The sequence below is a fragment of the Rhizobium sp. YJ-22 genome, assembly GCF_029601685.1.
In the GTDB taxonomy this organism is placed as follows: Bacteria; Pseudomonadota; Alphaproteobacteria; order Rhizobiales; family Rhizobiaceae; genus Metarhizobium.
In genome coordinates this window covers 281082-300154 of the sequence record NZ_JARRIR010000006.1, presented here as the reverse complement: position 1 = coordinate 300154, position 19073 = coordinate 281082, and the positions used below count along the sequence as shown (strand labels likewise).

At 61.3% G+C, this 19073-nt stretch carries 13 protein-coding genes; 4 read left to right on the top strand and 9 right to left on the bottom strand.

Annotation, left to right across the window (positions count from 1 at the left end; all coding sequences use genetic code 11):
* Positions 1-10: 10 nt before the first annotated feature.
* From scpA to P7F60_RS16310, 4 genes are read right to left on the bottom strand one after another with little or no spacing between them, the layout of a single operon-like run.
* Positions 11-2149 (bottom strand): methylmalonyl-CoA mutase, encoded by a 2139-nt coding sequence (scpA, locus tag P7F60_RS16325; RefSeq protein WP_277918788.1) that lies wholly within the window; start codon positions 2147-2149, stop codon positions 11-13.
* Between the two features lie 59 nt (positions 2150-2208).
* Entirely contained in the window at positions 2209-4215 is a 2007-nt protein-coding gene (locus P7F60_RS16320) for an acetyl/propionyl/methylcrotonyl-CoA carboxylase subunit alpha (RefSeq protein ID WP_277918787.1), read from the bottom strand.
* A 24-nt stretch (positions 4216-4239) separates the two neighbouring features.
* Positions 4240-4506: a hypothetical protein gene (locus P7F60_RS16315; RefSeq protein WP_277918786.1), complete on the bottom strand. Its 267-nt coding sequence runs from the start codon at positions 4504-4506 to the stop codon at positions 4240-4242.
* 36 nt (positions 4507-4542) lie between these two features.
* Positions 4543-6075: an acyl-CoA carboxylase subunit beta gene (locus P7F60_RS16310; protein ID WP_277918785.1), complete on the bottom strand. Its 1533-nt coding sequence runs from the start codon at positions 6073-6075 to the stop codon at positions 4543-4545.
* Positions 6076-6219: 144 nt separating this feature from the next.
* Between P7F60_RS16310 and P7F60_RS16305 the strand changes: the two genes are divergently transcribed.
* Positions 6220-7632 carry an XRE family transcriptional regulator gene (locus P7F60_RS16305; RefSeq protein WP_277918784.1) on the top strand — a complete coding sequence of 471 codons (1413 nt, stop codon included), beginning with the start codon at positions 6220-6222 and terminating at the stop codon, positions 7630-7632.
* A gap of 19 nt (positions 7633-7651) precedes the next feature.
* Here the strand turns inward: P7F60_RS16305 and P7F60_RS16300 are convergent, their stop codons facing one another.
* The 5 genes from P7F60_RS16300 to P7F60_RS16280 form a co-directional block, all read right to left on the bottom strand.
* A complete protein-coding gene (locus P7F60_RS16300; protein WP_277918783.1) occupies positions 7652-8143 on the bottom strand; it encodes a hypothetical protein in 492 nt (163 codons plus the stop codon).
* A 118-nt stretch (positions 8144-8261) separates the two neighbouring features.
* Entirely contained in the window at positions 8262-9617 is a 1356-nt protein-coding gene (locus tag P7F60_RS16295) for an HlyD family type I secretion periplasmic adaptor subunit (RefSeq protein WP_277918782.1), read from the bottom strand.
* Between the two features lies 1 nt (position 9618).
* Positions 9619-11847, bottom strand: a complete 2229-nt coding sequence (locus P7F60_RS16290) for a type I secretion system permease/ATPase (protein WP_277918781.1) — start codon at positions 11845-11847, stop codon at positions 9619-9621.
* Positions 11848-11915: 68 nt separating this feature from the next.
* On the bottom strand, positions 11916-13931 hold the full coding sequence (locus P7F60_RS16285) for a hypothetical protein (protein ID WP_277918780.1): 2016 nt from the start codon (positions 13929-13931) through the stop codon (positions 11916-11918).
* A 154-nt stretch (positions 13932-14085) separates the two neighbouring features.
* Positions 14086-15150 carry a fibrinogen-binding protein gene (locus tag P7F60_RS16280; protein WP_277918779.1) on the bottom strand — a complete coding sequence of 355 codons (1065 nt, stop codon included), beginning with the start codon at positions 15148-15150 and terminating at the stop codon, positions 14086-14088.
* 790 nt (positions 15151-15940) lie between these two features.
* On the opposite strand from P7F60_RS16280, the gene P7F60_RS16275 reads away from it, so the two are divergent.
* The 3 genes from P7F60_RS16275 to galE all read left to right on the top strand — a co-directional run bounded on the left by P7F60_RS16275 (position 15941) and on the right by galE (position 19064).
* The gene (locus P7F60_RS16275; RefSeq protein ID WP_277918866.1) at positions 15941-16705 is read left to right on the top strand and encodes a response regulator transcription factor; all 765 of its coding nucleotides are present in this window, start codon (positions 15941-15943) and stop codon (positions 16703-16705) included.
* Positions 16706-17030: 325 nt separating this feature from the next.
* Positions 17031-18059 (top strand): UDP-glucuronic acid decarboxylase family protein, encoded by a 1029-nt coding sequence (locus P7F60_RS16270; protein ID WP_277918778.1) that lies wholly within the window; start codon positions 17031-17033, stop codon positions 18057-18059.
* Between the two features lie 12 nt (positions 18060-18071).
* Complete coding sequence (gene galE / locus P7F60_RS16265) at positions 18072-19064, top strand: UDP-glucose 4-epimerase GalE (RefSeq protein WP_277918777.1); 993 nt, start codon at positions 18072-18074, stop codon at positions 19062-19064.
* The last annotated feature ends 9 nt before the right edge of the window (positions 19065-19073 follow it).

Here is a 19073-nt window from a genome sequence, read left to right as displayed (position 1 = left end):
TCCCTTTTCTTCAGGCGTTGCGCAGCCGGCCCTGCATGATGTCGAGCACGGCGCGGGCCGCTTCCATGACATTGGTTCCGGGGCCGAAGACGGCTGCGACGCCGTGGTCGAGCAGGAAGTCGTAATCCTGACGCGGGATGACACCGCCGACAACCACGATGATGTTTGCGGCTCCTCTGGCCTTCAAAGCTTCGATGAGTTGCGGCGCCAGCGTCTTGTGGCCGGCGGCGAGCGACGACATGCCGACGACATGCACCTTTTCGGCGATGGCGAGGTCGGCCGCTTCTTCCGGCGTCTGGAACAGCGGCCCGGCCAGCACCTCGAAACCGAGATCGCCGAAGGCCGAGGCGATGATCTTGGCGCCGCGATCGTGGCCGTCCTGGCCGAGCTTGGCGACCATGATCTTCGGCTTGCGGGTCAGCGCCGTCTTCATCTCGCCGATGCGCGAGACGAGGTTGGTGTATTCGGGATCGTCGCGATAGGCATCGCCATAGACATCGCTGACCACGACGGGAACGGCGGAGTGATCGGCAAAGACGGAGCGCATGGCGTCGGAGATTTCGCCGACGGTAGCGCGGGCGCGCGCAGCCTCGACGGCGGCGGCCAGCAGGTTGCCCTCGCCGCTCTTCGCCACCTGTGTCAGTGCCTCCAGTGCTGCAGTGACGGCATGGGAATCGCGCCGGCGCTTGGTATCCTCGATGCGGCGGATCTGGGCGCTGCGAACGGCGGTGTTGTCGACTTCGAGGATATCGAGCTGTTCCTCGGTTTCCAGCCGGTATTTGTTCACGCCGACGATGACCTCTTCGCCGCGGTCGACGGCGGCCTGGCGGCGGGTGGCTGCCTCCTCGATCATCCGCTTCGGCAAGCCTTCCGCCACGGCTTTTGTCATGCCGCCCATCGTCTCGACCTCTTCGATCAGCGCCCAGGCCTTTTCGGCGAGTTCGTTGGTCAGGCTTTCGACGTAATAGGAGCCGGCGAGCGGATCGACCACCTTGGTGACGCCGGTCTCGTGCTGGAGGATGAGCTGGGTGTTGCGGGCGATGCGTGCCGAAAAATCGGTCGGCAAGGCGATGGCTTCGTCCAGTGCATTGGTGTGCAGCGATTGCGTGCCGCCGAGTGCCGCCGACAGCGCCTCATAGGCGGTGCGGATGACGTTGTTATAGGGATCCTGCTCTTGCAGCGACACGCCCGAGGTCTGACAATGGGTGCGCAGCATCAGCGAAGATGCCTTTTTCGGCTGGAATTCCTCCATGATCCGCGACCAGAGCAGGCGGGCGGCGCGCAGCTTTGCCGCTTCCATGAAGAAATTCATGCCGATGGCGAAGAAGAAGGACAGGCGCCCGGCGAAATCGTCGACATTCAGGCCCTTGGCGAGGGCCGCGCGGACATATTCGCGCCCGTCGGCCAGCGTGAAGGCCAGTTCCTGCACCAGCGTCGCGCCGGCTTCCTGCATGTGATAGCCGGAAATCGAGATCGAATTGAACTTCGGCATCTCCTTCGAGGTATATTCGATGATGTCGGCAACGATCCGCATCGAGGGCTCGGGCGGATAGATATAGGTGTTGCGGACCATGAACTCCTTGAGAATGTCGTTCTGGATGGTGCCGGAGAGTTCGCCACGCGGACACCCCTGCTCTTCGCCGGCGACGATAAAATTGGCGAGGATCGGGATGACCGCGCCGTTCATGGTCATCGAGACGGACATCTCTTTCAACGGAATGCCGTCGAACAGGATCTTCATGTCCTCGACGCTGTCGATGGCGACGCCCGCCTTGCCGACATCGCCTTCGACGCGCGGATGGTCGCTGTCATAACCGCGATGGGTGGCGAGGTCGAAGGCGACCGACAGGCCCTTCTGGCCGGCAGCGAGATTGCGGCGGTAGAAGGCGTTGGATTCCTCCGGCGTTGAGAAGCCGGCATATTGGCGGATCGTCCAGGGGCGTCCGGCATACATGGTGGCGCGCGGCCCGCGCAGGAATGGCGCAAAACCCGGCAGGGAATCCAGATGGCCGATGCCGTCGAGATCCTCGGCCGTATAGAGCGGCTTGACGTCGATGCCCTCGGGCGTGTGCCAGGTCAGCGTTTCCGGCGCGCGCTTCAATTCCTTCTCGGCCAGGCTTTCCCAGTCCTTCAGGGTCTTTTCCGACATCGCCGGCTCCTCTTCATTCCATTGAAAGTTTTGGGGAGCGGCAGCGCCGCCCGCCGGCCTCATTCGAATTCGATGATCAGCTCGTCGACGGCAAGGCTCTGGCCCGGCTCGGCGGCGATGCGCTTGACCACGGCCCGCTTTTCGGCGCGCAGGATGTTTTCCATCTTCATCGCCTCGACGGTTGCCAGCGCCTGCCCCGCCTCCACCTGCTCGCCGACGGAAACGGCAATCGAGGTGATGACGCCCGGCATCGGGCAGAGCAGCATCCGCGACGTATCCGGCGGCAATTTGACCGGCATCAGCCGCGCCAGTTCCGCGACGCGTGGGGAGCGGACATGGGCGGTGACATCCATGCCGCGCCAGCGCAGCCGAAGGCCGGTGCCGGCCCGGTTGATCTTGACGCCCATCACCGCACCATCGACGGTGAAATGCGTATGCGCCTGACCGGGCAGCCAGCCACCGGCGACGGTCGCCTTGCCGCCATCGGCGAAGCGGATGGCGGTGCCATCTTCGCTGGTGGCGACGGAAACCGGGAACTCTTCGCCGTTCAGCGTCACCACCCAGTCGCGGCCGATCACCCGGCGGTGATTGCCAATGGTGCCGGAGATTTGCACGGCACGATTCTGTAGCGTCAGGTTGACGACGGCGGCGATAGCCGCCAGCTTGCGGGCCGCATCGGGTTCCGGCTCGACGCCGGTAAAACCGTCCGGGAATTCTTCGGCGATATAGGCCGTGGTCAGGCGTCCCGAGCGAAAGCGCTCCTGCCCCATGACGGCGGAAAGGAAGGGCAGGTTGTGGCCGATGCCATCCACCTCGAAATCGTCGAGCGCGCCGCGCATGGCGTCGATGGCGGCGATGCGGTTCGGAGCCCAGGTGCAGAGTTTTGCGATCATCGGATCGTAATACATCGAGATCTCGCCGCCTTCGAAGACGCCGGTGTCGTTGCGCACCACGGTCCCGTCCGCCTGTCTGCCTTCGACCGGCGGGCGATAGCGCGTCAACCGGCCGATGGAAGGCAGGAAGTTGCGGAAGGGATCCTCGGCATAAAGGCGGCTTTCGATGGCCCAGCCGTTCAGCTTCACATTGTCTTGCCCGAAGGACAGCTTTTCGCCCGCGGCAACGCGGATCATCTGCTCGACCAGATCGATTCCGGTGATCAGTTCGGTCACCGGATGTTCGACCTGCAGGCGGGTGTTCATTTCGAGGAAGTAGAATTTGTTCGCCTTGCCGTCGACGATGAACTCCACCGTGCCGGCGGAGTGGTAACCGACGGCCTTGGCCAGCGCCACGGCCTGTTCGCCCATGGCCTTGCGGGTCGTCTCGTCGAGGAAAGGCGACGGCGCTTCCTCGATGACCTTCTGGTTCCGGCGCTGGATCGAGCATTCGCGTTCGCCGAGATAAAGCGTCGTACCATGCTTGTCGCCGAGCACCTGGATTTCGATATGGCGCGGCTCGGTGACGAATTTCTCGATGAAGATGCGGTCGTCGCCGAAAGAGGATTTGGCCTCGTTGCGGGAAGATTGGAAACCTTCGCGGGCCTCCTGGTCGTTCCAGGCGATGCGCATGCCCTTGCCGCCGCCGCCGGCGGACGCCTTGATCATGACGGGATAGCCGATCTGGCCGGCGATCTTCACCGCCTCCTCGGCATCCTCGATCAGGCCCATATGGCCCGGCACGGTCGACACGCCGGCTTGCGCCGCGATCTTCTTCGAGGTGATCTTGTCGCCCATGGCCTGGATCGCGCCGACCGGCGGGCCGATGAAGGCGACACCTTCCTTTTCCAATGCCTCTGCGAAGGCGGCGTTTTCCGAGAGGAAACCGTAGCCCGGATGCACCGCATCGGCGCCGGTCTTGCGGATCGCGTCGATGATCCGGTCGATGACGATATAGGACTGCGACGACGGCGCCGGGCCGATATGCACGGCCTCGTCCGCCATGCGCACATGCAGCGCATCCCGATCGGCATCGGAATAGACGGCGACGGTGGCGATGCCGAGCTTCTTGGCCGTCTTGATGACACGGCAGGCGATTTCACCGCGATTGGCAATCAGGATTTTCTTGAACATCAGGTGTTTTCCAGTCCCCGTGCTTTAATCTTTATACTTCTTTTCATAGGGCATCAGCAGCAGCGCCGAGGCTGTGGCCGCACCGCCGAAAATCGAAGCGAAGGGCACGACGATCAGCAGAACCGGCACGATCGGGTTCGCATCATGGGAAATGCGCGTGCCGATGCCGCCGAGATCGAGCAGGATGAGGGCGGCCGCCGCCGCCGCGCCGATAAAGCTGCCGATGGCCGCATGCAGCACCATGAAGCGCAACATGCGCCAATGATCCTTGCGGGCTTCTTCGGGCGTCATTTCCGGCTTTCTCGTCCTGGACATCGCTTTCAGCCTTCAGAGCGGAATCGTATCGTGCTTCTTCCAGCGCGTTTCCACCTGCTTGTTGCGCAGGGAGGCGAAGGCGCGGGCGATGCGGCGGCGGGAGGAATGCGGCATGATCACCTCGTCGATGAAGCCGCGTTCGGCGGCGACGAAAGGATTGGCGAAGCGTTCCTCGTATTCCCTCGTGCGCGCGGCGATCTTCTCGGCATCGCCGAGTTCCGAGCGATAGAGAATTTCGGCAGCGCCCTTGGCGCCCATGACGGCGATTTCAGCAGTCGGCCAGGCATAGTTGACGTCGGCGCCGATATGCTTGGAAGCCATGACGTCATAAGCGCCGCCATAGGCTTTTCGGGTGATCAGGGTCACCATCGGCACCGTCGCCTGGCTATAGGCGAACAACAGCTTGGCACCGTGCTTGATGACGCCGCCATATTCCTGCGCGGTGCCCGGCAGGAAGCCCGGAACATCGACCAGCGTCAGGATCGGGATGTTGAAGGCATCGCAGAAGCGCACGAAACGCGCCGCCTTGCGCGAGGCATCGATATCGAGGCAACCGGCCAGCACCATCGGCTGGTTGGCGACGATACCGACCGTCTCGCCCTCGATGCGGATGAAACCGGTGATGATGTTGCGGGCGAAGGCCTCCTGGATTTCGAAGAACTCGCCCTCGTCGGCGACGGCCGTAATCAGCTCCTTCATGTCGTAGGGCTTGTTGGAGCTGTCGGGGATCAGCGTGTCCAGCCGGTTTTCCAGCCGGGCCGGATCGTCGTGGAAGGGACGCAGCGGCGGCTTCTGACGGTTGTTGAGAGGCAGGTAGTCGAACAAGGCCCGCACCTGCTCCAGTGTCTCGATGTCGTTCTCGTAAGCGCCATCGGCGACGGAGGATTTTTTCGTATGGGTGGAGGCGCCGCCCAGTTCTTCCGCCGTGACGATCTCGTTGGTGACCGTCTTGACCACATCCGGGCCGGTGACGAACATGTAGGAGCTATCGCGCACCATGAAGATGAAGTCGGTCATCGCGGGCGAATAGACCGCGCCGCCGGCGCAGGGCCCCATGATCACCGAGATCTGCGGCACGACGCCGGAGGCCTCGACATTGCGCTTGAACACGTCCGCATATCCGGCCAGCGAATCCACGCCTTCCTGGATGCGGGCGCCACCCGAATCGTTGAGGCCGATGACCGGCGCGCCGTTGCGCACCGCCATGTCCATGATCTTGCAGATTTTCTGCGCATGGGTTTCCGACAAGGAGCCGCCGAGAACGGTGAAATCCTGGGAGAACACATAGACCTGGCGGCCGTTGATCGTGCCCCAGCCGGTGACGACGCCGTCGCCGGCGACCTTCTGGCTGGCCATGCCGAATTCCGTCGCCCGGTGGGTGACGTACATGTCGTATTCCTCGAAGGAACCTTCATCCAAAAGCACGTCGATGCGCTCGCGCGCCGTCAGCTTGCCTTTGGCGTGCTGGGCATCGATGCGGCGCTGGCCGCCGCCCAATCGCGCCTCGGCGCGTCTTGCTTCCACTTCGGCGAGAATGGCGCGCATGGAAGGTCCTCCCTGTCTGGCAATCGAAATCGTCGCATTGTCGATTACGCCGTTTATGGGATGAATAAAATGCTTGAACGCGCGCATATGCATAAGTTACAAATATGCAAATACAAAATTGCAAACTTGCGAATGCGGTGAGTCATGGCGATCGGAAAACTTTTCATCGGCCGCAAGGTGCGCGAATTGCGCGAGGGCCAGCGCGCCACCCAAAGCCAGTTCGCCGAGCGCATCGGCATTTCCACCAGCTATCTCAACCAGATCGAGAATAACCAGCGCCCCGTCTCCGCCGCCGTGCTGCTGGCGCTGGCGGAAAAATGCCAGGTGGATATCGCCGCCCTCTCCTCCGGCGAGAATGACCGTCTGCTTTCGGCGCTCTCGGAAGCCCTGAGCGACCCGCTGTTCGAAACCTATAACCCGAGCCTGCAGGAATTGAAGCTCGTGACCCAGAATGCACCGGGCCTCGCCCATGCCTTGATCCAGGTGCATCAGGCCTATCGCCGCAATAGCGAGCGGCTGGCGAGCTTCGACGACACCATCGGCCGCTCGGCACTGGCCGAAACCACGCCCTACGAGGAAGTGCGCGATTTCTTCCACTTCGTCGACAATTACATCCACGAGATCGACACGCTGGCCGAGCGGCTGGCGGCGGCGCTGAACCTTGGCGATGGCGATAGCCATGGCTTGCTCGCCAGCTATCTGGAGCGCCAATACGGGGTGCGGGTGGTGCGCGGCGCACCGGGCAGCGAGGAGGTGCGCCGCTACGATCCCAAGGCGCGCATCCTGACCTTGAACCCTTATGCGCCGGCTTCGACCCGCGATTTCCAGATCGCGCTGCAGATCGCCCAGCTTCATGCCGGCCGCGAGATCGATGCCGTGGCCGCCGCCGCCGGGTTCCGCACGGAGGAAGCGGTGGAGATCTGTCGCATCGGCCTGCACAATTATTTCGCCGGCGCGCTCATCCTGCCCTACCAGACCTTCCTCAAGGCGGCGCGCGAATTGCGCCACGATCTCGAATTGCTCGCCGCCCGCTTCGGCGCGTCGCTGGAGCAGGTCTGCCATCGCCTCAGCACCCTGCAAAGGCCAGGCGCCAAGGGAATTCCGATCTTCTTCGCCCGCATCGACCGGGCCGGCAACATCACCAAGCGCCACAGCGCCGCCAAGCTGCAATTCGCCCGCTTCGGCGCGGCCTGCCCGCTCTGGAATGCGCATCAGGCCTTCGAGTCGCCGGGGCGAATGATCCGCCAGCTCGCCGAGACGCCGGACGGCGTGCGCTATCTCTGCCTTGCGACGCAGATCACCAAGGGTAGCGGCGGTTTCGGCGCGCCGCGGCCGCACTACGCCATCGCGCTGGGCTGCGAGATTTCCTATGCCGACAGTTTCGTCTATGCCGACGATCTAGATCTGTCGAACCGGGCGGCCTTCGATCCCATCGGTATTTCCTGTCGCATCTGCGAGCGCATGAACTGCGCCAGCCGCGCCGTGCCGCCGCTCAAGCACAAGCTGACCATCGACCACACACTGCGCGGCGCCCTGCCCTACCGTATCGCCGATTAGCAGCTGCTAAGAACACCCTTCAAAGCGCGCCCGAAACATGCTCGCTGGCACGGATAAAGCTCCACATAGCGTTGCTGATATCGACGATGCCGGCAATGGATTTTTCGAGATGGTCGATCTCGCGCTGGTCCATCTTTTCGACTTTGCCGTAATGCACATGCTTGTCGTCCTCGACCAGGCGCATGAGCTGGGTACTGAGGATCTCGCCCTTCTCGTCGAAAGCATAGATGCAGTGATTGTATTTGTTGCGGGTCTTCGCTTCTTTCTTAAGACGGGTCATCAACGACAGGATCGCCTTGCGATCTCCAGGCGGAGTTGCGGCAAGCTTGGCAAGCCGCTCGATCAGGTCGATGCGGGCTCGGGTGGTGTTCAGCGTCAGGAAGACGACGATCGCGGCTTCCTTGTCCACCCGCAACAGGTGCGCGATCAGGTAGATCAGCAGGCTTTCGGTGTTGGTCCAAACGTAATTCAGTCGTCCGACCCGAAGCAATACGTCCGACATCGCCGCCATGCTGAAGCCTCCCGACCCTGCGACAGGCCGCCATCATACCGCAATTCCTCGGGGAAGTCCGGGATTGCGATGTCGCAGGAAAAGCGGGCGCTCGAGGGTCGAGCGCCCCACAAGGATCTCACCGCTCCTTGAAGGCGCGCGACATGCTGTCGGTGATCGGCTTGGTGAGATATTCGAAAAAAGTGCGCTCCGAGGTCTGGATCAGCACGTCGGCGGGCATGCCCGGCACCGGATGAAAGCCGTGGACGCGGGCGATCTCGTCGTCGGAGACCTGCACGCGCACGATATAGACGTCCTTGACCGACATGCCGGACGCTTCCTCGACACTGTCGGCTGAGACGTAGAACACCGTCCCGTTCAGCACCGGCGTCGTGCGCCGGTTGAGCGCCGAAAGCCGGATCGCGGCGGGCTGGCCCTGGTGCAACTGATCGATGGAGGTGCGCAGCACCTGCGCTTCGAGGATCAGCGGCACATGGGCTGGGAGGATCTCCATGATCGGCTTGCCGGTGGTGATGACGCCGCCGGCGGTGTGATAATAGGATCGGATCACCGTGCCGGTCACCGGTGAGCGGATGGTGGTGCGATCCAGCACTTCCGATGCCTCGCGCACCTGTTCGCGCACGCTGTCGAGATCGGCCTCGGCCGATTCCAGCGCGTCCAGAGCCGCCTGGCGATTGGCATTGGTGGCGATGACGGCTTCCTGGCGGAAACGGGCGATTTCCGCTTCGCTCTGGTTCATTTCGCCGCTGAGCCGTGCGATGTCACCCATGGCGTCGGCGATGGCGCGCTCCAGCGCCAGCATGTCGGTCTTGCGGATGATCCCTTGCGCGGCGAGCTTGGTCTTGGAATCGCGCTCCTCCGTCAACAGCGCCAGCTGGCGGTCGAAAGCAGCCTTTTGCCCCTCATAACCGGAATACCGGAATTCCAGCGACTTGATGTTCTTGTCGATGAGATTGAGCTGTTCCTCCAGCTTGATCCGCTTGCTGTGGAAGACGACGTTCTGGCTCTGTATGATCGCATGGATATCCGGATCCTGGGCTTCGTCCATGACGATATCGGGAATCTTGAAGGTCGTCTCGCCCTGCGCTTCGGCACGCAGCCGGGCGACGATCGCCTCAAGGCGCAGCCGCCGCAGCTTGTAGGCGCGCTCGTTGGCGAGTGCAGCCGTCGGGTCGAGGGTCAGCAGCACATCGCCTTCCTTAACGCTGTCGCCTTCGCTGACCATCATTTCCTTGATGATCCCGCCTTCCAGATGCTGGACGATCTTGTTGTTGCCGGTGGCGACGAAGCTTCCCTGGGCGATGATCGCCGAGGCGAGCGGCGCGGTCGCGGCCCAGAAGCCGAAACCGCCGAAGGAGGCGAACAGGACGCCGAGGCCGACAACCGTATGGATACGGATCGAGCGCGGCACCTCGGCATACCATTCGATCTGTTTCTGATCCTCGGGCTTCTTCTTCTTGCTGCGGAAAACCATCTCAACCCCCTATGCGCGGTTCTGCGCCGCCCTGCTGCTGCTGTCCGCGATTGCCCGAAAGCGCCTTCAACACTTCCATCCGCTCGCCGAACATGCCGACGGTGCCATCCTTCAGCACCAGGATCTTGTCGACGCATTGCAGGAGCGCTGGGCGCTGGGTGATCGTGACCGTGGTGATACCCTGCTTCTTGGCATGCATCAGGGCGCGGGCGAGCGCCGCCTCCCCTTGCGTGTCGAGATTGGAGTTGGGCTCGTCGAGCACCACGAATTTCGGATCGCCGAAGAAGGCGCGGGCCAGCGCGATACGCTGCTTCTGGCCGCCCGAAAGCGGCGAGCCATCGGCGGTGACGATGGTCTCGTATCCCTGCGGCAGGCCGGCGATCAGCTCGTGCACATCGGCCAGCACCGCGGCCTCGAAGATCTGCCGGTCCTCGATATCGTCGCGCATGCGTGAAATGTTCGCCTTGATCGTACCCGGGAAAAGCTGCACGTCCTGCGGCAGGTAGCCGATGCTTTCGCCGAACTGACGCTGGTCCCAGTTGCGCAGATCCATCAGGTCGAGGCGGACATTGCCCGAGGTCGGCATGATCGAGCCGACCAGCATCTTGCCGAGCGTCGTCTTGCCGGAACCGGAATTGCCGATGATCGCCAGCGACTCGCCTTTCTTCAGCGAGAAGGAAATGCCGTTGAGGATCACGCGCTTCTGCGGCGGCGGGACGAACAGCACGCGCTCCACATCCAGCCGTCCTTCCGGGTTGGGCAGGCGCAGGCGGGCGAAGTTCAGCGGCGAGCCGAGCAGCAACTGCTTGATGCGGCCATAAGCGGCGGCGGAGCGGTTGAACTGGTTCCAGCCTTCGATGGCGCCTTCGATCGGCGCCAGCGCGCGACCGGAGATGATCGAGGCGGCGATCACCATCCCACCGGTCAATTCGCCGGCGAGCGACAAATGCGCGCCCCAGCCGAGCAGGGCGATCTGCGCGACCATGCGGCAGCCCTTGGAGATACCCGAAAAGATGATGTTGCGATCCTGGGCCTGGACATGAGCCTTCAACGAACCGGCCGTTTCCTGCCCCCACATCCTCACGGCTTCCGGGATCATCGCCAAGGCGTTGATGATCTGCGAATTTCGGGTCATCGAATCGAGATGGAAATTGGCGCGGCTGGCATAACCGCTGGCCTCCGAGAACTGCCTTGCGGTGAAGCGCTGGTTCAGCCAGGCGATGAGAAACAGCGTGACGCAGCACACCATGATGATGATGCCCAGATGCGGATGCACCAGGTAGACGACGATGATGAACAACGGCATCAATGGCGCATCGAGGAAGGCGATCAGCGTGCCGGAGGTGATGAAGGCACGCAATTGCTGCAGATCCTGCAGCGTCTGGTAATCCTTGCCGTTGCCGTGCAGCGAGGCGCGCGCCGCCGCCGACAGAACCGGTGCGCCGAGCTGAACCTCCAGTTCTACTGCCGTGCGCATCAGGATGAAGCGGCGCACCGAATCCATGAACGCCTGCAGCAGGACAGCGCCGATGACGGCGATCGTCAACATGACCAGCGTGTCCATCGAGCGGCTGGTCAGCACACGGTCGGAAATCTGGAACAGATAGATCGGGATCGCCAGCAGCAGCACGTTGATGGCGATGGTGAAGATCATCACCACCGCCATGTTGCGGCGAATGGCGGCCATCGCCTGCTGCAGGCTGCGGGCGAAGTTGACCGGTTCGCTACGCTTGTGGAAGCCCTGCTGGTTCGGATTGCCGCCGCCACCGCCGCCACCGCCGGAATCGGGCGTGCGGCCATTGCCGCCGCCGCCGGTCGAGGGGCGACGTTCATTGGCGCGCACGGGCCCGTTGTCGCTGTCGATGGTCTTGACGAAGGGCAGGTCCTGCTTCGGAACGGGTTCGACGCGGGCGGCAGGATCGGTGGGAGAAGCAGGCGTTTCACGCGCCGTTGCGGGATTGGAAGGCGCGACAGGCGCTTTGGCAACGGTTTCCGGAACCGGTATCGGGGGAGCGATTGTCTGGATCGCCGGCTCGGCAAGCCGGGGAGCGCTTTCCAGTGCGGTTGATTGCGGGGCGGTATCCTGAATTTCTTTTTGCAGTTCGGTATCTTGCGGCGGTTTGGCCAGCGATGTCGTCAGAAAATCCTCGACGGCGTCATTGATGGCCTGGATGCAGGCATCCATCACATCGCCTTCGGAGCCGCCCCGGCGGACTGCGTCCTGCCGCATGGGCGGTTGCCAGGAAACCGTCCCTCTCAACACGTAATTCATCCCACTCACTCCTACCCAAACTCATATCAGGCGACCGCCGTCTGCATGACATCGGCGGGATGCGCCGATGCCCAGGACCAGTCGTGACCGTTATTGAAAACTCCATCTGTGCTGTGGCTGCCGGTGGCGTCATCATGAAGGAATGCGACGAGCTCGTTGGCGAGTCCGCCGGTCATCAGATGCGCAATCGACGTGTCGTTCTCGACGATGCCGCTCTGGATCAGAACCGCATCGGAATAGAGCTGGCCGCCAAGATAGGTCTTGGCGCCGAAGCTGTCGTAATCGACGATATGGGCGCTGTTGCCGACGACATTGCTGCCCGTATCGATCGAGACATTGGCGCCCGCGCTGTTCTTGAGAAGCGTAGACGCCGCCTGGGTCACATGGTCGGCATCGCCGAGTACGCTGGTCTGGCGGATGTAATTGATATTGAAGATATTGCCGGTGATGTAGAGCACATTGAGCCCTTGCTTGCCGGCAAACAGCGAATCCGAGGCCATGCCGTCGGGCAGGGATCCGTTGCGATCGTTGATGTGCTGGACCGCCTTGGATACATAATCGGGCATCGTGTCGAAGCGGTTGTTCAGCCCGATATTGTGGATGGAGGCCTCGTTCCACAGAAGATTGTTGCTGGTCTGGACCGTCGCGCCCGCCCCGGCGCCCGCGCCCGCCTTGACGGTGTCGTTGTCATAGAGCACCGCCAACTGGCTAATCATGTTCATGTCGAGCACATTGCCGCCGACGATCACCAGATCGTATTGCAGGCTGAGGCCGAGAAACGAGGCGAGATTGAGCGAGACATTGCCGCCCGTCAGCACGCTTGCCGAGGAGCCCGTCGTCGTGACCGTCATGACGTCATTGTCGGTCATGAAGTGATACTGCTCGGTCCAGTTGACGAAGGAAACGTCGCCATTGATGACGCTGACGCGCCAGGCGCTGGGAAACGCTGGCGTTCCATCCTCGGTCGTGGCCGTCGCCGGCGGCAAGTCATAGCTAGTGCGAGCGAAAGTGGCGATGTTGTTGGCGACCGTCGCGTGATGGTCGGCCGGCTTGGTGAAGATATCGTCGACCTTGTCCTGGTCGCTGTAGACCCAGGTCTGGACGATGGAATCCACCTGCTGGTAATTGCCCATCACCGCCATGACAGGCGAGATGACGCCGCTGTCGACCAGCGAGAACTCGTTGGCGAGGACATTGGCGCCGGCGGCGACGGTCAGGCTGTTTTCAGCGCCACCGATTTGCGACGCCGATCCCTCGACGCCTTCCGGCTCTTCGTGCGGCTTGGCGATGCCACGATCCGGCATGGCCTCGTCCATCTTCAGGGTTTCCGTGGTGGACTTGCCATTGACCCAGCTACCGTCGAGTTCCTTGCCGGCGGCGACGAAATCCTGATCGTTGCCGGTGCCAAGGCTGGAAACGCCGGATTCGGCGAGCAGCGATATCGCTTCATGCGCGCGATCCGCCAGCGCCTTGACCCCTTCATAGGTATCGGTGCGGTGGAAATCGGAAAAGGGATTGAGTGCGTCGCCCTTCAGCCAGTATTCGGCAAGTCGTTGATTGACGTAGGAAAGATCGTAAAAGAGACGCGGGCCGCCGGTCATGTCGAGATAGTCGTCATCCTGCAGCAGGTTGGACTGCACGACATGGGTGATTGCGGAGCCGGGGCCGGTGTGAATGATCAGCTCGTGTTGTACGGGAAGGCGATCCGGCGGAAGATCGGGGCTGGAGGTCATTCGATGGCGGAAGTGAAATCCGGTGAGGTCGTCGGGATCGTGGTGGCGGGGCGTCAGCAGCTTGCCGGTGTGCACCTCGATATGGAAACCGTAATGCGGCGCTCTGTAACTGACACCCGGCGTATAATCGCTCAGTTCCACATGCCCCGGCGGGTCAAGCCTGACCGGAGCATCGCTGGGCGGCAGCCTCACGCTGTCTTCATCGGCTCTGCCTCCAAGATAACGAATACGCATACGCGCCATCTCGACCTCACTTTCGAAGAGGCCGATGAAATGCGCGATAATCTCGTTAATGCTCTCGGTATACATGGTAGCCTCCGCAACGAACGCGCGAGGCCGGATACCCGCAACGATCCGCCCGATCCCTCTCGGACGAACATTGCGGCGCCGTTTCCGGCATCACAAATTACTGTGGCTGCACCGGACGCACCGGTGCAGCCTTTTATCGTCAGAGAGGTATAGGTCAGGAGCTTGCGGTGTCTTCGCCCGAATGGTGCAAGTCGCCACCCGAGATCGTCGAGTCCAGAGTGTTGCTGAGCATGTTGGCGCCCTGCACCAGCTCCAGATGGAAGCCGGAATTAGCAACGATGGCGGAGGCATTTGCAGTGCTGCTACCGGTCATGTCGTCGCCGACATTGATGTTTGCCGCCGGTGTCCAGCACTCGCCGGATGCGTCAATACCCTCTGCGCCATTGGCCGTGCCGCCATATGCGTTCAAGGTGTTGGTGGCGCCGCTATTTTCCATGCTGATGCCGGAGGCATAGTCCTGGTCCGCCAGATGATTTGCCTGGACCAGGCTGAAGCCGACGTCGTTGCCGTCACCGTTCAGGGAGTTGTTGAGGAGATCCCTGACATCGAGGCTGAACGAGAAATCGTCACCCAGATTGAAGGTGAGGTCGCCGCCGGCCACGCCGAGATTGCCGAAGCCGCTCAGGCCATCGAGATCGGCAAAATCGTTGTCGGATGTGTAGACGGAGTGGTCGCTGTGGTCGCTGTTGTCGCTGCGATCGCTATTATCGCTGCGGTTGCTGTTGTCACTGTGGTCGCTTTGGTCGTTGTAAGCGTAGTTGTTGCTGTTAGCGACACTCGTCGAGGTATTGTCGACGTCGTTATAGCTGTCAGAAACGCTCGACGTTGCGGTGTTCGTCGTGTTCGTCGTGTCCTGATCGTTGTAGTTCCAGTCGTAATCGTTGTCGCGGTCGTTGCCGTTTCCGATCGCGACATCAACCTGCGCATCGACATCAATATGGCTGCTGCTGTCGGTGTTGGTCGTTGCGTTGCTGGTGGTTGAATTGTCGTTGTAGGAACCGTCTGTGCTGCTATCGCTCCAGTTGCCGCGGTCGTTCCCGTTCGCAGTGCCGATATAGCCGTTCGAACCATCGTCGATTTCGGTCGAGTTCGTCGCTGTGTTGGCAAAGCCATCGGAAAGCGCACCGATTTTGGTGCTTTCGTCGGTGTTGCTGGTGCTGTTCGTCGTCTGGTCGATATCGTTGATGGTCTGGTTCACCTGATTGACTGGAAACGGCATTGTCTTTCCTCCGGTTGAGGCCGAAGTCGCAGACGATATCCCTCTCATCTAAACGGGATTTCACACGCCATGACTTCGATGGTTACAAACAAACAGATGCACTCGATACGCGGCATCTGCGACGCTTACTCTGCTACGTCCCGTCTTCGGAAGGTCGATACGCAACCGGCTGCGATACGGTTTACAAGGTCGCAGTTCAGCCATGCCGCGACAGATACGCATCGCGGTTTCGACTTCAGATTTTCGGGTCTTGACTGGCGGAGAGGCTATCCACTTCACGCATCACTGGAGCTGCGGATATACGAACTGTATGCGCCTTTCCGGTCCACCTTGCGGCGACGGGCAGACATTGCACCGGAACGAGCACCATTCCTAGACATCAATTCGGGTTAAGGAAATAGTGATTAATTGGGTCGTTTTTAAATAATACCGGTTGAAGGGCGACAAATTGAAGTTTAATGGAGTTTTGTTTCCACATAAGTCTTGACGGGAAGAATCGTCTTGCAATCTGGTGTTGTAATCCGATGAAATCGCGGGTTGCGTTGTTTCCGGGAAGCATATGGGTGCAGAAATTTGCATTCCTTCAAAGGAAAATTAAGCGTTTTTTAAACCAACTAATCCGTTTGGGCCATTTATTCGCATCAGCATTCATAATAGGATCGTTAACAACTAATAAACACATTGAGCGACTGACAGGCCTATCCAGTGACTGACGGGGCCTATCCACATGGAAAGGTTCCGAAGAGAGGGTATTATTTCGGCTGAGATTGCCGGGCGTAGGGAGGCATTAATGTTCATGGTAGCATCCAGAGTCGTCAATCCAAACAAGAGCGGCAGTTTGGCCGCAGCATCCGATACACTACTAGTCCTGGCCAGGACCGATCTATTCTCCGAATGCCTGGTCGAGACCCTGGGAAAGAAGTTTCCCTTTTGCGACGTCGTCAGCCTGGACGACTCAAACGCCATCATCGACCACGATGACAGCAAGGTCAGGCTGGCTCTCTTCTATAAAATCCCCACAACGGAACTTCATGCAGCGGTCCAGGCCGTGCGTAGCCTGCATCCGGAGGCTTCCATCGGACTGGTCATCGATGCGATCGACATGATGGATACCAATCTCGACACGCTCGTCGAGACGCGCACCATCGACGGCATCCTGCCGCTGAACCTGCGCATGGATGTCTTCATGGCTGCCGTCGACCTTTTGATGAAAGGCGGCGAGCATTTCCCCTCGGCGCTGATGAGCCGCCTGCGCGCCAGCAAGACTCCGCTGGAAAAGACGCAGGCGATGATCAAGCCCACCGCCCTGACCGCACCCTCGCGGCTCGGTGAAGCCTATGTCTTGACAACCCGCGAAGTCCAGATCCTCGATCTGCTCTGCAAGGGAACACAGAACAAGATCATCGCCGACAAGCTCAACCTGTCGGAAAATACCGTGAAGGTGCATGTCCGCAACATCTACAAGAAGATGAATGTGCGCAACCGTACCGAAGCGGCCTCGCGATTTTTCCTGGTCGAGGGTGGTGGAGAACTGCCTCCCGGCCTGCGCAACTGACGTTACTTTCGCGCCAAACCTTCGGAACCCTTTCCGATGGACCTATCCTGAGACGAAAGACTTGCCGGCGATCCCGGTTTTACTGAAAGCGCATTTGCAAGACGTTCCACGCAGATGAGGGACAGCAAGGCGCATAGCGATATTCGTGACGCACCATTTGCATTAGCGACCCGGGCCTGACATTCGGCCTGTTTTTTCAAATCACCATACTCAAAGGCATCCAGCAAAAGTGTACCGCTCGATACCGTCATCGCGCGCAGGCGATTGCCTGTGCCCGGGAGCGGGCGGCGTTTGAGTCCTTGTAACGCGTATGGAGATGAAGACAATGAAGGAGAACGCAACTTCGCCACGGCCTGCGATAGGCAATGTCATCGCCTTTCCCCCTGAGCGGGGCCGACATATACAGCGCGTCCTCGTTGCGGGTGGCGCGGGTTTTCTCGGATCGCATCTGTGTGACACGCTGCTGAAAGCTCAATACCACGTCACCTGCATCGACAACCTGGCGACAGGCCGGCTGGAAAACATCAAGCCGCTGCTCGACAATCCTCAATTCACCTTCCGCCATCACGATATCCGCACAAGCCTGGCCCTGAAGGTGGACGCCATCTTCAACTTCGCCTGCCCGGCCTCGCCGCCGGCCTATCAGGCCGATCCGGTCGGTACGATGATGACCAACGTCATCGGCACCCGCAATCTTCTCGAACTGGCCCGGCGCCGCAAAGCGGTTTTCGTCCAGGCCTCGACCTCGGAAGTCTACGGCGATCCGCTCGTCTCTCCCCAGAAGGAGGAGTATCTCGGCAATGTCAGCACCACGGGGCCGCGCGCCTGTTATGACGAGGGCAAGCGCTCCGCCGAGACGCTGATTTTCGACTATGCCCGCCAATACGGCGTCGGCGTCAAGGTCGGGCGCATCTTCAACACCTACGGCCCGCGCATGCGGCCCGACGACGGCCGCGTCGTTTCGAATTTCATCGTGCAGGCATTGCGCAACGCGCCGATCACCATTTACGGATCGGGCAGCCAGACGCGCTCCTTCTGTTATGTCGACGACCTCATCGGCGGTTTCATGCGCCTGTTTTCGGCGGACGATGCGGTGACCGGGCCGATCAATCTCGGCAATCCCGCCGAATTCACCATGCTGGAACTTGCCGACATGATCGTTGCGATGACCGGGTCGAAGTCCCGCATCGTGCATCTGCCGGCCGTCATCGACGATCCGCAGCAGCGCCGGCCGGATATCACCCGCGCAGGCGAACAGCTCGGCTGGCGCCCGCATGTCGATGTCCGCGACGGCCTGCTGGCGACGATCGCCTATTTCGATGCCGCCCTGCGGCATCAGGCGGTGGGCGATTGAGGGGCGGCGGTCATGGATACGGTCATGGTTACGGGAGGCGCCGGCTATATCGGCAGCCACACCTGCAAGATGCTCAGCCAGGCCGGCCTGACGCCGGTCGTCTATGACAACCTGGCGACGGGCCACGCCGACAGCGTCAAATGGGGGCCGCTCGTCAAGGGCGATGTGCGCGACCGTGATCGCCTGCGCTCCGCCATCCGCCAGTGGCAGCCGACCTGCCTGATCCACTTCGCGGCATCGGCCTATGTCGGCGAGTCGGTCACCGAGCCGGCCAAGTATTACAATAACAATGTCGCCGGCATGATCGCGCTGATGGATTGCTGCATCGATACGCGGCTGCGGCGGGTGGTATTCTCCAGCAGCTGCGCCACCTATGGCACGCCGAACTCCCTTCCCATATGCGAGGGGGACAGGCAATGCCCGATCAACCCCTACGGTCGGACCAAGCTCATCGGCGAGATGATCCTCAGGGATTATGCCGTCGCGCACCCGTTGCGTTACGCCGCCCTGCGCTACTTCAACGCCGCCGGCGCCGATCCCGACGGCGAGCTCTGCGAACGCCATGAACCGGAAACGCACCTTATTCCACGCGCTCTGATGGCGGCGGCCGGGCGCATCGACCGCCTCACCGTCTTCGGCGACGATTATGATACGCCGGACGGAACCTGCGTGCGCGATTACATCCATGTCACCGACCTCGCCCGCGCCCATATGCTGGCGGTGCTGTACCTGCTCGACGGCGGCCAGAGCCTGGCGGCCAATCTGGGCACCGGTCACGGCACCTCGGTGCGGCAAATCGTCGATACCATCGAGCGGCTCACCCGTATCCGCGTGCCCGTCGCAATCGAGGCGCGGCGTGCCGGCGATCCTGCCGTGCTGGTGGCGGACAATCGCGTTGCCGAGGCGCATCTGCATTTCACGCCGCAGCATTCCGATATCCGCACCATCATCCGAACGGCCGCCCCGACCTTCGGGCTGGAGGTTCATCATGACACTTTCTCATGATCGTCCCGC